General features: G+C 56.3%; 19 protein-coding genes. 1 reads left to right on the top strand and 18 read right to left on the bottom strand.

Features of this window, described 5'->3' with window-relative positions; translation table 11 throughout:
* Window positions 1-47: 47 nt before the first annotated feature.
* Window positions 48-2882: an excinuclease ABC subunit UvrA gene (uvrA, locus tag HX807_RS23730; RefSeq protein WP_003210046.1), complete on the top strand. Its 2835-nt coding sequence runs from the start codon at window positions 48-50 to the stop codon at window positions 2880-2882.
* Between the two features lie 68 nt (window positions 2883-2950).
* Here uvrA and bfr read toward each other — a convergent pair whose 3' ends face one another.
* The 18 genes from bfr to rplX form a co-directional block, all read right to left on the bottom strand.
* Entirely contained in the window at window positions 2951-3415 is a 465-nt protein-coding gene (bfr, locus tag HX807_RS23725; protein ID WP_003210048.1) for a bacterioferritin, read from the bottom strand.
* A 155-nt stretch (window positions 3416-3570) separates the two neighbouring features.
* Window positions 3571-5019, bottom strand: coding sequence for a catalase (locus tag HX807_RS23720; RefSeq protein WP_008436430.1), 1449 nt, complete (start codon window positions 5017-5019; stop codon window positions 3571-3573).
* A gap of 247 nt (window positions 5020-5266) precedes the next feature.
* Window positions 5267-5653 (bottom strand): 50S ribosomal protein L17, encoded by a 387-nt coding sequence (rplQ, locus tag HX807_RS23715; RefSeq protein ID WP_003210053.1) that lies wholly within the window; start codon window positions 5651-5653, stop codon window positions 5267-5269.
* Window positions 5654-5694: 41 nt separating this feature from the next.
* Window positions 5695-6696 carry a DNA-directed RNA polymerase subunit alpha gene (gene rpoA, locus HX807_RS23710; RefSeq protein WP_003176403.1) on the bottom strand — a complete coding sequence of 334 codons (1002 nt, stop codon included), beginning with the start codon at window positions 6694-6696 and terminating at the stop codon, window positions 5695-5697.
* Between the two features lie 22 nt (window positions 6697-6718).
* A complete protein-coding gene (gene rpsD / locus HX807_RS23705) occupies window positions 6719-7339 on the bottom strand; it encodes a 30S ribosomal protein S4 (protein ID WP_003210056.1) in 621 nt (206 codons plus the stop codon).
* 18 nt (window positions 7340-7357) lie between these two features.
* Entirely contained in the window at window positions 7358-7747 is a 390-nt protein-coding gene (gene rpsK, locus HX807_RS23700; RefSeq protein WP_002555466.1) for a 30S ribosomal protein S11, read from the bottom strand.
* 30 nt (window positions 7748-7777) lie between these two features.
* Window positions 7778-8134 (bottom strand): 30S ribosomal protein S13, encoded by a 357-nt coding sequence (gene rpsM / locus HX807_RS23695; RefSeq protein WP_003210063.1) that lies wholly within the window; start codon window positions 8132-8134, stop codon window positions 7778-7780.
* 129 nt (window positions 8135-8263) lie between these two features.
* The gene (gene rpmJ / locus HX807_RS23690; protein ID WP_002555468.1) at window positions 8264-8380 is read right to left on the bottom strand and encodes a 50S ribosomal protein L36; all 117 of its coding nucleotides are present in this window, start codon (window positions 8378-8380) and stop codon (window positions 8264-8266) included.
* 27 nt (window positions 8381-8407) lie between these two features.
* On the bottom strand, window positions 8408-9736 hold the full coding sequence (gene secY, locus HX807_RS23685; RefSeq protein WP_003210064.1) for a preprotein translocase subunit SecY: 1329 nt from the start codon (window positions 9734-9736) through the stop codon (window positions 8408-8410).
* A complete protein-coding gene (gene rplO, locus HX807_RS23680; RefSeq protein ID WP_003210066.1) occupies window positions 9737-10174 on the bottom strand; it encodes a 50S ribosomal protein L15 in 438 nt (145 codons plus the stop codon).
* A gap of 4 nt (window positions 10175-10178) precedes the next feature.
* Window positions 10179-10355, bottom strand: a complete 177-nt coding sequence (rpmD, locus tag HX807_RS23675; RefSeq protein WP_003186033.1) for a 50S ribosomal protein L30 — start codon at window positions 10353-10355, stop codon at window positions 10179-10181.
* Between the two features lie 2 nt (window positions 10356-10357).
* Window positions 10358-10858 carry a 30S ribosomal protein S5 gene (gene rpsE, locus HX807_RS23670; RefSeq protein WP_003186035.1) on the bottom strand — a complete coding sequence of 167 codons (501 nt, stop codon included), beginning with the start codon at window positions 10856-10858 and terminating at the stop codon, window positions 10358-10360.
* A gap of 3 nt (window positions 10859-10861) precedes the next feature.
* The gene (gene rplR, locus HX807_RS23665; RefSeq protein ID WP_003186037.1) at window positions 10862-11212 is read right to left on the bottom strand and encodes a 50S ribosomal protein L18; all 351 of its coding nucleotides are present in this window, start codon (window positions 11210-11212) and stop codon (window positions 10862-10864) included.
* A gap of 10 nt (window positions 11213-11222) precedes the next feature.
* Window positions 11223-11756: a 50S ribosomal protein L6 gene (gene rplF, locus HX807_RS23660; protein WP_003176412.1), complete on the bottom strand. Its 534-nt coding sequence runs from the start codon at window positions 11754-11756 to the stop codon at window positions 11223-11225.
* A 12-nt stretch (window positions 11757-11768) separates the two neighbouring features.
* The gene (rpsH, locus tag HX807_RS23655; RefSeq protein ID WP_003186040.1) at window positions 11769-12161 is read right to left on the bottom strand and encodes a 30S ribosomal protein S8; all 393 of its coding nucleotides are present in this window, start codon (window positions 12159-12161) and stop codon (window positions 11769-11771) included.
* A 208-nt stretch (window positions 12162-12369) separates the two neighbouring features.
* Window positions 12370-12675, bottom strand: a complete 306-nt coding sequence (gene rpsN / locus HX807_RS23650) for a 30S ribosomal protein S14 (RefSeq protein ID WP_003176414.1) — start codon at window positions 12673-12675, stop codon at window positions 12370-12372.
* A gap of 13 nt (window positions 12676-12688) precedes the next feature.
* Window positions 12689-13228, bottom strand: a complete 540-nt coding sequence (gene rplE, locus HX807_RS23645) for a 50S ribosomal protein L5 (protein WP_003210069.1) — start codon at window positions 13226-13228, stop codon at window positions 12689-12691.
* Between the two features lie 20 nt (window positions 13229-13248).
* Entirely contained in the window at window positions 13249-13563 is a 315-nt protein-coding gene (gene rplX, locus HX807_RS23640) for a 50S ribosomal protein L24 (protein WP_007896770.1), read from the bottom strand.
* Window positions 13564-13570: the final 7 nt, after the last annotated feature.

The following is a 13570-nucleotide window of genomic DNA, read 5'->3' as shown; positions in this document are numbered from 1 at the left end:
TTAGCCGTATACTCCTGCATTATTTACGCCCGCCGTGCGAGGCCATCTTGGACAAGATCCTGATTCGTGGGGCTCGAACCCACAACCTGAAGAACATCGACCTGACCCTGCCACGGGACAAACTGATCGTCATCACCGGCTTGTCCGGGTCCGGCAAGTCGTCCCTGGCGTTTGACACGCTGTACGCCGAAGGCCAGCGCCGCTACGTGGAATCCCTGTCGGCCTATGCCCGCCAGTTCCTGTCGATGATGGAAAAGCCCGACGTCGACACCATTGAAGGCCTGTCGCCTGCGATTTCCATCGAACAGAAATCCACCTCCCACAACCCGCGTTCCACCGTGGGCACCATCACCGAGATCTACGACTACCTGCGCCTGCTGTATGCCCGCGTCGGTATTCCCCGCTGCCCGGACCACGACATTCCCCTGGAAGCCCAGACCGTCAGCCAGATGGTCGACCTGGTGCTGGCCCAGCCGGAGGGCGCCAAGCTGATGCTGCTGGCACCGGTGATTCGCGAGCGCAAGGGTGAACACCTTTCGGTCTTTGAAGAACTGCGTGCCCAGGGTTTCGTGCGTGCCCGCATCAACGGCAAGCTCTACGAGCTGGACGAAGCGCCGAAGCTGGATAAACAGAAAAAGCACTCGATTGATGTGGTCGTCGACCGCTTCAAGGTGCGTGCCGATTTGCAGCAGCGCCTGGCGGAGTCTTTCGAGACCGCGCTGAAGCTGGCAGACGGCATTGCCCTGGTGGCGCCGATGGACGATGAACCCGGGGAAGAAATCATCTTCTCCGCGCGCTTCGCCTGCCCGATCTGCGGCCATGCCATCAGCGAGCTGGAACCGAAGCTGTTTTCCTTCAACAACCCGGCCGGCGCTTGCCCGACCTGTGATGGCCTGGGGGTTAAGCAATTCTTCGACATCAAGCGCCTGGTCAACGGTGACCTCACACTGGCGGAGGGTGCGATACGTGGCTGGGACAGGCGTAACGTCTATTACTTCCAGATGCTGGGTTCGTTGGCTTCGCACTACAAGTTCAGCCTGGAAGTGCCGTTCAACGAACTGCCGGCCGAACAGCAGAAATTCATCCTGCATGGCAGCGGTTCACAGAACGTCGACTTCAAGTATTTGAACGACCGTGGCGATATCGTCAAACGCTCGCACCCGTTCGAAGGCATCGTGCCGAACCTGGAGCGGCGCTACCGCGAGACGGAGTCCGCCAGCGTGCGCGAGGAACTGGCCAAGTTCCTCAGCACCCAGCCTTGCCCGGATTGCCGTGGCACACGCCTGCGCCGTGAGGCACGGCATGTGTGGGTTGGCGAGAAGACCCTGCCGGCAGTGACCAACCTGCCGATTGGCGATGCCTGCGAATACTTCGGCACGCTGAAACTGACGGGCCGCCGCGGGGAAATTGCCGACAAGATCCTCAAGGAGATTCGTGAACGGCTGCAGTTCCTGGTCAACGTGGGCCTGGACTACCTGTCGCTGGACCGCAGTGCCGACACGCTTTCCGGCGGTGAAGCCCAGCGGATTCGCTTGGCCAGCCAGATCGGTGCCGGCCTGGTGGGCGTGTTGTACATCCTCGATGAACCGTCGATTGGGTTGCATCAACGGGACAACGACCGCTTGCTGGGCACGCTGAAGCACCTGCGGGACATCGGCAATACGGTGATCGTGGTCGAGCACGATGAAGACGCGATTCGCCTGGCCGATTATGTGGTCGATATCGGCCCGGGAGCGGGTGTTCACGGTGGGCATATTGTCGCCGAGGGCACGCCGGCTGAAGTGATGGCGCATCCTGACTCGCTGACCGGTAAGTACCTGTCGGGTCGCGTGAAGATCGCCGTGCCGGCCAAACGCACCCCGCGCAACAAGAAGATGGCACTGCACCTCAAGGGCGCGCGTGGCAACAACCTGCGCAATGTCGACCTGGAGATCCCGCTGGGCCTGCTGACCTGTGTGACCGGTGTATCCGGTTCGGGCAAATCAACGCTGATCAACAACACGCTGTTCCCGTTGAGTGCCACTGCACTGAACGGCGCGACCACCCTGGAAGCCGCCGCTCACGACAGCATCAAGGGCCTGGAACACCTGGACAAGGTGGTCGATATCGACCAAAGCCCGATTGGCCGCACACCGCGCTCCAACCCGGCGACCTACACCGGGCTGTTCACGCCGATTCGCGAGCTGTTCGCCGGCGTGCCGGAATCGCGCTCCCGTGGCTACGGGCCTGGCCGGTTCTCGTTCAACGTCAAGGGCGGCCGCTGCGAAGCGTGCCAGGGCGATGGCTTGATCAAGGTGGAGATGCACTTCCTGCCGGACATCTACGTGCCGTGCGACGTGTGCAAGAGCAAGCGCTACAACCGCGAAACCCTGGAGATCAAGTACAAGGGCAAGAGCATTCACGAAACCCTCGAGATGACGATCGAGGAAGCGCGGGTGTTCTTCGACGCGGTACCGGCCCTGGCGCGCAAGCTGCAGACACTGATGGATGTTGGCCTGTCGTACATCAAGCTGGGTCAGTCGGCGACGACGCTGTCGGGTGGCGAGGCCCAGCGGGTCAAGCTGTCTCGCGAGCTGTCCAAGCGTGATACCGGCAAGACGCTGTACATCCTCGACGAGCCGACCACAGGCCTGCACTTCGCGGATATTCAGCAATTGCTGGATGTGCTGCATCGCCTGCGTGACCACGGCAACACGGTGGTAGTGATCGAGCACAATCTGGATGTGATCAAGACCGCCGACTGGCTGGTGGACCTGGGGCCGGAAGGCGGTTCCAAAGGTGGGCAGATCATTGCGGTCGGCACACCGGAGCAAGTCTCGGAGATGAAGCAGTCTCACACCGGCTTCTACCTCAAGCCTCTGCTGGCTCGCGACAAGGACTGATTGTTCAGCCCCACGAAAAAGCCCCTGTCACCGTGTAAGTGACAGGGGCTTTTTAGTAGCTGGAGGAATCAGAACTGCGATTGCAGGTAATTCTCCAGGCCAATCAGCTTGATCAGGCCCAACTGCTTTTCCAGCCAGTAGGTGTGATCCTCTTCGGTGTCATTCAACTGCACCCGCAGGATTTCCCGCGTGACGTAGTCGTTGTGCTGCTCGCAGAGCTCAATGCCCTTGCAGAGCGCGGCACGGACCTTGTACTCAAGGCGCAAGTCGCTGGCGAGCATCTCAGGCACCGTGGTGCCGGTATCCAGGTCGTCGGGACGCATACGGGGCGTGCCTTCGAGCATCAGGATACGGCGCATCAGTGCGTCGGCGTGCTGTGCCTCTTCTTCCATTTCATGGTTGATACGCTCGTAGAGCTCGGTAAAGCCCCAGTCTTCGTACATCCGCGAGTGAATGAAATATTGGTCACGAGCTGCCAGTTCGCCCGTCAGCAACGTGTTGAGGTAATCGATTACGTCGGGGTGACCTTGCATCGCCCTACATCTCCCTGCTTGAAAGTCTGTAGTTTGAACCATGATGACCCGGAGGTCACGGGACCAACGGCAGAAAAGTGAAGATTTCCGGTGAAAAGTAGCTTAAATAACGCAAAAACCGCCCAAATGAGGGCGGTTCTGCTTATCGTTTAGAGTCAGTTAAGCGATACACCCAGTGCAGATGCGATCCCTTCTCCATAAGCCGGGTCGGCCTTGAAGAAGTACTGCAACTGGCGCTGCACCACGTCGCTGGAAACACCCGCCATTGCGCCGGCGATATTGTTGATCAGCAGGGCTTTCTGCTCATCGTTCATCAGGCGGAACAGCGCACCGGCATGGCTGTAGTAGTCGGTATCTTCGCGGTGATCGTAACGATCAGCCGCACCGCTCAGGGCCAAGGCTGGCTCGGCGTACTGAGGAGCCTGCTTCGGCGCATCGGCGTAGCTGTTTGGCTCGTAATTGGGGGCCGCACCACCATTGGAGCCGAATGCCATCGAACCATCACGCTGGTAGCTGTTGACCGGGCTGCGTGGCGCATTCACCGGCAGTTGCTGGTGATTGGTACCTACGCGGTAGCGATGGGCATCGGCGTAAGCGAACACGCGCCCTTGCAGCATGCGGTCTGGCGACAGGCCAACACCCGGGACCATGTTGCTTGGACCGAAAGCCGCCTGTTCAACTTCAGCGAAGTAGTTCAGCGGGTTGCGGTTCAGTTCCAGCTCACCCACTTCGATCAGCGGGAACTCTTTCTGCGACCAGGTCTTGGTCACGTCGAACGGGTTTTCGTAGTGAGCGTTGGCCTGGGCCTCAGTCATGATCTGAATGCACACGCGCCATTTCGGGAAGTCACCACGCTCAATAGCACCGAACAGATCGCGCTGAGCGTAATCAGGGTCGGTACCGGCCAGGCGTGCAGCGTCAGCCGGCGCCAGGTTCTTGATACCTTGCTTGGTCTTGTAGTGCCACTTCACCCAGTGGCGCTCGCCTTTGGCGTTAATCAAGCTGTAGGTGTGACTGCCGAAGCCGTGCATGTGACGGTAGCCGTCCGGGATGCCACGGTCCGAAAACAGGATGGTGACCTGGTGCAGCGCCTCAGGGGAGTGCGACCAGAAGTCCCACATCATCTGTGCACTTTTCAGGTTGCTTTGCGGCAGGCGCTTTTGGGTGTGGATAAAGTCGGGAAACTTCAGCGGGTCGCGGATGAAGAACACCGGGGTGTTGTTACCAACGATGTCCCAGTTGCCTTCTTCGGTGTAGAACTTCAACGCGAAACCACGCGGGTCGCGCTCAGTATCAGCCGAACCACGCTCGCCACCCACCGTGGAGAAGCGCAGGAAAGTCGGAGTTTGCTTGCCCACAGAATCGAACAGCTTGGCGCTGGTGTACTGCGTGATGTCTTGAGTGACGGTGAAGGTACCGTAAGCGCCCGAGCCTTTGGCGTGTACACGACGCTCAGGAATGTTTTCACGGTTGAAGTGAGCGAGCTTCTCGATCAGGTGAAAGTCGTCGAGCAGCAGCGGGCCGCGTGGGCCGGCGGAACGGGAATTCTGGTTATCCGCGACAGGTGCGCCGCTGGCGGTAGTAAGGGTTTTATTCTGGCTCATGCTCAATCTTCCTCAGGTCAGTCTTGGAACTGCCGGCTAATCGGCTTGGAGCGATTATTGATCAGGAAGATGACACCATCAAATTTATTAAATCATACCCACCGATAGAAATTAACTAACGATCCATCCGAACGGATATCAGAAGTAGCTGCACGGGCTGAACGTGTATTCGCTCGAGGTAATTCCAGTTTTTAACGCGCACAAAAAACCGGGCACTAGGCCCGGTTCTTCGTTACAGACTGACGTCTTACTCAGCGGATACAGCTTCACCGCCAACTGGACGATCGATCAGCTCAACGTACGCCATAGGCGCGTTGTCACCAGCGCGGAAACCGCACTTGAGGATGCGCAGGTAGCCACCCTCACGGGTAGCGTAACGCTTGCCCAGGTCGTTGAAGAGCTTACCAACGATAGCTTTCGAACGAGTACGGTCGAAAGCCAGACGGCGGTTAGCCAGGCTGTCTGTCTTGGCCAAAGTAATCAGCGGCTCAGCAACGCGACGCAGTTCTTTAGCTTTCGGCAGTGTAGTTTTGATCAGCTCGTGCTCGAACAGCGACACCGCCATGTTCTGGAACATAGCCTTACGGTGCGAGCTGGTACGGCTCAGGTGACGACCACTTTTACGATGACGCATGGTTCATTCCTTACCAAACTCACGTTCGGTGATTACGACGATCAGGCAGTCGCCTTGTCGTCCTTCTTAAGACTTGCAGGCGGCCAGTTGTCGAGGCGCATGCCGAGGGACAGACCGCGGGAGGCCAGAACGTCCTTGATTTCAGTCAAGGATTTCTTGCCCAGGTTCGGAGTCTTCAACAGTTCTACTTCGGTGCGCTGAATCAGATCACCGATGTAGTAAATGTTTTCCGCCTTAAGGCAGTTAGCCGAACGTACAGTCAGTTCCAGATCGTCAACCGGGCGAAGCAGGATCGGATCGATCTCGTCTTCCTGCTCGATTACCACTGGTTCGCTGTCACCCTTGAGGTCGACGAACGCAGCCAACTGCTGTTGCAGAATGGTTGCAGCGCGGCGGATAGCCTCTTCAGGATCCAGAGTACCGTTGGTTTCCAGATCAATAACCAGCTTGTCCAGGTTAGTACGCTGTTCGACACGGGCGTTTTCCACCACGTATGCGATACGGCGAACCGGGCTGAACGAAGAGTCGAGCTGCAAGCGACCAATGCTGCGGCTTTCGTCTTCATCGCTCTGACGCGAGTCGGCCGGTTCATAACCACGACCACGAGCTACGGTGAGCTTCATGTTCAGGGCGCCGTTAGACGCCAGGTTAGCGATTACGTGATCGGGATTAACGATCTCGACATCATGATCCAGCTGAATATCGGCAGCGGTAACCACCCCCGAACCCTTCTTCGACAAGGTCAGCGTAACTTCGTCACGGCCGTGCAGCTTGATAGCCAGACCTTTAAGGTTCAACAGGATTTCAATTACGTCTTCCTGTACACCTTCGATGGCGCTGTACTCGTGGAGCACACCGTCAATCTCGGCCTCGACTACTGCACAGCCGGGCATTGAGGACAACAGGATGCGGCGCAGCGCGTTGCCCAGGGTGTGGCCAAAACCACGCTCGAGAGGCTCGAGAGTGATCTTGGCGCGGGTTGGACTGACAACCTGCACATCAATGTGACGGGGTGTCAGGAACTCATTTACCGAAATCTGCATGGATGCACCTATTTTCTAGCCCTTACTTGGAGTAGAGCTCGACAATCAGGCTTTCGTTGATGTCGGCGGACAGATCACTGCGAGCAGGAACGTTCTTGAAAACGCCCGACTTCTTCTCAGTGTCTACTTCTACCCATTCTACGCGGCCACGTTGGGCACACAGATCGAGAGCTTGGACAATGCGAAGTTGATTTTTTGCTTTCTCGCGAATCGCGACCACGTCACCAGCACGAACCTGGTACGACGGGACGTTAACGGTTTGGCCGTTTACGCTGACGGATTTGTGCGATACCAGCTGACGGGATTCGGCACGAGTCGAACCAAAGCCCATACGGTATACAACGTTGTCCAGACGGCATTCGAGCAGTTGCAGCAGGTTTTCACCGGTTGCACCTTTCTTGCCAGCAGCTTCTTTGTAGTAGCCGCTGAACTGACGCTCGAGAACGCCGTAGATACGACGGACCTTCTGCTTTTCACGCAGTTGGGTGCCGTAGTCGGACTGGCGACCGCGGCGTTGGCCGTGGATACCAGGTGCTGCTTCAATGTTGCACTTCGATTCGATCGCGCGCACGCCGCTCTTCAGAAAGAGATCGGTGCCTTCACGACGAGCGAGTTTGCATTTTGGACCAATGTAACGAGCCATTCTTTACAATCTCCTGGATTACACGCGGCGCTTCTTCGGCGGACGGCACCCGTTGTGCGGGATTGGCGTCACGTCGGTGATGCTGGCGATCTTATAGCCACAGCCGTTCAATGCACGGACAGCAGACTCACGACCTGGACCTGGACCTTTGACGTTGACGTCGAGGTTTTTCAGGCCATATTCCAGCGCAGCTTGACCAGCACGTTCAGCAGCTACTTGAGCAGCAAACGGGGTGGACTTGCGGGAACCGCGGAAACCCGAACCACCGGAGGTAGCCCAAGAAAGCGCGTTACCTTGACGGTCGGTGATGGTCACGATTGTGTTGTTAAAAGATGCATGGATGTGGGCGATGCCATCAACCACTGTCTTTTTAACTTTTTTACGAGGACGAGCAGCAGGTTTTGCCATGATTAATTTCCTGTCGATTCGCGTGGGCGATTACTTGCGGATCGGCTTACGCGGACCTTTACGGGTACGCGCGTTAGTCTTGGTACGCTGACCGCGTACTGGAAGACCACGACGATGACGCAGACCACGGTAGCAACCGAGGTCCATCAAACGCTTGATTTTCATGTTGATTTCGCGACGCAGGTCACCTTCAGTGGTGAACTTCGCCACTTCGCCACGCAACAGCTCAATCTGCTCGTCGCTCAGATCCTTGATCTTTGCGGCTGGGTTTACCCCAGTATCTGCGCAAATTTTCTGCGCAGTAGTGCGACCAACACCATAGATGTAGGTCAGCGAGATAACAGTGTGCTTGTTATCTGGAATGTTAACGCCTGCAATACGGGCCATTCAGTGGGACTCCAATTGACAGCTACCTACGCCCCGGAAGCCAAGAAATAGGGCGCGAGATAATATCGCTGTAATAACAAATAATCAACCCGGCAGCGCACTAGCTGCCGGGCTTCAAGCGGATCACACTCAGCCTTGGCGCTGTTTGTGACGCGGTTCCGCGCTGCAAATTACTCGAACAACACCTTCGCGGCGAATAATCTTGCAGTTACGGCACAGCTTTTTCACCGATGCACGAACTTTCATCACCAACTCCTCGAACCTTATGGGTACTCAGCGCAACATACCGCTGCCGTAACCCTTCAGGTTGGCTTTCTTCATCAGGGATTCGTACTGGTGCGAAACGAGGTGCGATTGTACTTGGGACATGAAGTCCATCACAACCACGACGACGATCAGCAACGAGGTCCCGCCAAGGTAGAACGGAACGTTTGCTGCAACCACCAGGAACTGGGGCAACAGGCAGACGGCCGTCATATATAGAGCACCGAACATGGTCAAGCGAGTCAGAACGCCATCAATGTAGCGCGCAGACTGCTCACCTGGACGAATACCCGGAATAAAGGCACCGGACTTCTTCAGGTTTTCCGCTACGTCTTTCGGATTGAACATCAACGCCGTATAGAAGAAGCAGAAGAAAATAATCCCTGCACTAAACAGCAGAATATTCAACGGCTGACCAGGAGCGATCGACTGCGAGATGTCCTGCAACCAGCCCATACCTTCAGACTGACCGAACCAGGCACCCAACGAAGCCGGAAACAGCAAAATGCTGCTCGCGAAAATGGCAGGAATAACCCCGGCCATGTTCACTTTCAGCGGCAGGTGGCTGGTCTGCGCGGCAAAGACCTTGCGGCCCTGCTGACGCTTGGCGTAGTGAACAGCAATACGACGCTGGCCACGCTCAATGAACACCACAAAACCGATAATCGCTACTGCCAACAAACCGATGGCAACCAGGGCGAAGATATTGATATCACCCTGACGTGCAGACTCGAAAGACTGCCCAATCGCTCTCGGAAGACCGGCAACGATACCTGCGAAAATCAACATCGAGATACCGTTACCAACACCACGCTCAGTAATCTGCTCACCCAGCCACATCATGAACATCGCACCAGCCACAAATGTGGATACCGCGACGAAATGGAAGCCAAAGTCACCAGTGAACGCAACACCCTGCCCGGCCAGGCCAACGGACATGCCGATAGCCTGGACCAGGGCGAGGATGACAGTGCCGTAGCGGGTGTACTGGCTTATCTTGCGACGGCCAGCTTCACCTTCCTTCTTCAACTGCTCCAACTGCGGACTGACGGCGGTCATCAGTTGCATGATGATCGATGCCGAGATGTACGGCATGATCCCCAGTGCAAAGATGCTCATCCGTTCCAGCGCGCCGCCGGAAAACATGTTGAACAAGCTAAGAATGGTCCCCTCATTCTGTCGAAACAGGTCTGCGAGTCGGTCCGGGTTGATACCTGGAACCGGGATGTGTGCGCCTATTCGGTAGACGATAATCGCCAGGAACAGAAAACGCAGACGAGCCCAAAGTTCAGACATACCGCCTTTGCCGAGCGCTGAGAGAGCACCTTGCTTAGCCATTTATTCCTCGAACTTGCCGCCAGCTGCTTCGATAGCCGAACGCGCACCTTTGGTGGCGCCGATTCCCTTGCCGATAGTGACAGCGCGAGTCACTTCACCGGACAGCATGATTTTCACACGCTGTACGTTGACGTTGATCACGTTGGCATCTTTCAGGGTCTGCACGGTAACGATGTCGCCTTCCACTTTGGCCAGCTCGGACAGACGCACTTCTGCGCGATCCATGGCTTTCAGGGAAACGAAACCGAACTTCGGCAGGCGACGATGCAGCGGCTGTTGACCGCCTTCAAAGCCTGGAGCGATGGTGCCACCGGAGCGGGAGGACTGACCTTTGTGGCCACGGCCACCGGTCTTGCCCAAACCACTACCGATACCACGGCCCGGACGATGCTTTTCGCGACGGGAACCCGGCGCTGGACTCAGATCATTGAGTTTCATCGAATTAACCCTCGACACGCAGCATGTAGTAAGCCTTGTTGATCATCCCGCGATTCTCGGGAGTATCAAGTACTTCTACAGTGTGACCGATGCGACGCAGACCCAAACCCTTAACGCACAATTTGTGGTTAGGGATGCGGCCGGTCATGCTTTTGATCAGCGTTACTTTAACGGTAGCCATGATCAGAAGATCTCCTTGACGCTTTTGCCACGCTTGGCGGCAATGGATTCAGGAGACTGCATTGCTTTCAAACCCTTGAAAGTGGCGTGAACCACGTTTACCGGGTTAGTCGAGCCGTAGCACTTGGCCAGAACGTTCTGAACGCCAGCAACTTCGAGGACAGCACGCATAGCGCCGCCAGCGATGATACCGGTACCTTCAGAGGCAGGCTGCATGTACACCTTCGAAGCGCCGTGAGCGGACTTCATTGCGTACTGCAGAGTGGTGCCGTTCAGATCAACTTGGATCATGTTGCGACGAGCAGCTTCCATTGCCTTCTGGATCGCAGCAGGCACTTCACGTGACTTGCCACGGCCGAAGCCAACGCGCCCTTTACCATCACCTACCACGGTCAACGCGGTGAAAGTGAAGATACGGCCGCCTTTAACGGTTTTGGCTACGCGGTTAACTTGAACCAGCTTCTCAATGTAGCCTTCGTCGCGCTTTTGGTCGTTATTTGACATAACTTAGAACTCCAGCCCAGCTTCACGAGCAGCATCAGCCAGCGCTTTCACGCGGCCGTGGTACTTGAAGCCAGAGCGGTCGAAAGCCACTTGCGAGACGCCGGCGGCCTTAGCACGCGTAGCGACCAGCTGGCCAACCTTAGTGGCCGCGTCGATGTTGCCAGTGGCACCATCACGCAGTTCTTTATCCAAAGTCGAGGCGCTTGCCAGGACTTTGTTGCCGTCGGCCGAGATGACCTGGGCGTAGATGTGCTGCGACGAGCGGAACACGCAGAGACGCACGACTTCGAGTTCGTGCATTTTCAGGCGTGCTTTGCGAGCGCGACGCAGTCGAGTAACTTTTTTGTCGGTCATTTGCTATGCCCTACTTCTTCTTGGCTTCTTTACGACGGACGACTTCGTCCGCGTAGCGCACACCTTTGCCTTTGTACGGCTCTGGTGGACGGAAGTCGCGGATCTCAGCGGCCACCTGACCTACCAGCTGCTTATCAATACCCTTGATCAGGATATCGGTTTGGCTAGGGGTCTCAGCGGTGATGCCTTCCGGCAGTTCGTAATCCACTGGGTGCGAGAAGCCAAGGGCCAGGTTCAGAACCGTGCCTTTTGCTTGCGCTTTGTAACCAACACCGACCAGCTGGAGCTTGCGCTCGAAGCCTTGGCTTACGCCTTGGACCATGTTGTTTACCAACGCACGAGTGGTACCGGCCATTGCGCGAGTTTGTTGATCGCCATTGCGAGCAGCGAAACGCAGCTCACCAGCTTCTTCAACGATCTCAACGGACGAATGGATGTTCAGTTCCAGAGTGCCCTTGGCACCCTTCACCGAAAGCTGTTGGCCTGCGAATTTTACTTCGACACCGGCTGGCAGCTTAACGGGGTTCTTAGCGACGCGTGACATGCTTATCCCCCCTTAGAACACAGTGCAAAGAACTTCGCCGCCGACACCGGCAGCGCGCGCAGCACGATCCGTCATCACACCTTTGTTGGTGGAGACGATAGACACACCGAGACCGCCACGAACTTTTGGCAGATCATCAACGGACTTGTACTGACGCAGGCCTGGACGGCTAACGCGCTTCACTTCTTCGATGACCGGACGGCCTTCGAAGTACTTCAGCTCGATGGACAGCAGTGGTTTGATTTCGCTGCTGATCTGATAACCCGCAATGTAGCCTTCGTCTTTCAGGACTTTGGCAACAGCAACCTTCAACGTGGAAGATGGCATGCTTACGACGGACTTTTCAGCCATCTGGGCATTACGGATACGAGTTAGCATGTCCGCTAACGGGTCCTGCATACTCATGGCTAGACGCTCCTAATACAAAAAAATTAGCCTTGCGGCCATTACGTGTCGCCGAGAATCTCCGAGCACAAAACACACGGGCTCAGGCGAGCCGCGTATTTTAGACACACTCCGGAAATGAAACAAGCCCCAAAAGGGGCTTGTTCCAGATTCTAGGCCACCGGCGGTCAGTATCTTGCGATCCTGGCCACCGAGACTTCGAACGTACTTACCAGCTGGCTTTAACCAGACCTGGTACGTCACCACGCATTGCCGCTTCACGCAGTTTGTTACGGCCGAGGCCGAACTTGCGGTAAACGCCGTGTGGACGACCGGTCAGGCGGCAGCGGTTACGCATGCGCGAAGCGCTTGCGTCACGTGGCTGCTTCTGCAGAGCAACTGTAGCTTCCCAACGCGCTTCTGGACTTGCGTTCAGATCAACGATGATTGCTTTCAGTGCTGCACGCTTCTTGGCGTACTTGGCAACCGTGAGCTGACGCTTCAGCTCGCGGTTTTTCATGCTCATCTTGGCCATGGTCCTACTCCAATCAGTTGCGGAACGGGAATTTGAACGCACGCAGCAGAGCGCGGCCTTCATCATCGTTCTTGGCAGTGGTGGTCAGGGTGATGTCCAGACCGCGGAGAGCATCGATCTTGTCGTAGTCGATTTCCGGGAAGATGATCTGCTCTTTAACGCCCATGCTGTAGTTACCACGACCATCGAAGGACTTGGCATTCAGGCCGCGGAAGTCGCGGACCCGAGGCAGGGAGATCGACAGCAGACGATCCAGGAATTCGTACATACGCTCACGGCGCAGAGTCACTTTGACGCCGATCGGCCATCCTTCACGGACTTTAAAGCCAGCGATGGATTTACGAGCGTAGGTCACAACGACTTTTTGGCCGGTGATCTTTTCCAGGTCAGCAACAGCGTGCTCGATGACTTTTTTGTCGCCGATCGCTTCGCCCAGACCCATGTTCAGGGTGATTTTGGTAACGCGCGGAACTTCCATCACGTTCGAAAGCTTAAGTTCTTCCTTAAGTTTCGGTGCGATTTCCTTCCGGTAAATCTCTTTTAGTCGTGCCATGGTCTTCTACCTAGCAGTGTTCAAGCATCAACCGCTTTTTGGGTCGACTTGAAGACACGAATTTTCTTACCGTCTTCTACTTTGAAACCAACGCGGTCAGCCTTGTTGGTTTCGCCGTTGAAGATGGCGACGTTAGAAGCGTGCAGTGGCGCTTCTTTCTCGACGATACCGCCTTGTACGCCCGACATCGGGTTAGGCTTGGTATGACGCTTGACCAGGTTCAGACCACCAACGACCAGACGGTCATCAGCAAGAACCTTCAGCACCTTACCGCGCTTACCTTTGTCTTTGCCGGCGATCACGATGATCTCGTCGTCACGACGAATCTTTTGCATGTCGGAT

The organism is Pseudomonas sp. D8002 (genome assembly GCF_013385695.1).
Lineage (GTDB): Bacteria > Pseudomonadota > Gammaproteobacteria > Pseudomonadales > Pseudomonadaceae > Aquipseudomonas.
The sequence above is the reverse complement of the archived record's forward strand: the minus strand, read 5'-3'. Positions and strand labels throughout refer to the sequence as shown.